We start from the raw sequence: 253 nt of genomic DNA, 5'->3' as shown, positions 1-253 counted from the left end.
CAACCCCAAGCTCACTCTCTCCGTGCCCGACACCCTGTCCGATGACCACGGCGACACCGCCGTCAACCTCAGCTTCAGCGCCATGAAAGACTTCGAACCCGAGCAGGTGGCTCGCCAAATCCCGCAACTGCGCGCCATGCTCGCCATGCGCAACCTGCTGCGTGACCTCAAATCCAACCTGCTGGACAACACCACCTTCCGCCGCGAGTTTGAAATCATCCTGAAGGATGAAGCGCTGAGCGACGAACTGCGG

The 253-nt window shown here is 60.9% G+C and carries 1 protein-coding gene; it reads left to right on the top strand.

The window, feature by feature from the left end; translation table 11 throughout:
• The coding region (locus WG891_RS26795) for a type VI secretion system contractile sheath small subunit (RefSeq protein WP_337265121.1) at positions 1-253 on the top strand (253 nt) is incomplete at both ends.

It is taken from the genome of Serratia sp. MMO-28 (assembly GCF_037199905.1).
Lineage (GTDB): Bacteria > Pseudomonadota > Gammaproteobacteria > Enterobacterales > Enterobacteriaceae > Chania > Chania oryzae.
This window is presented reverse-complemented; position numbering and strand designations above follow the sequence as displayed.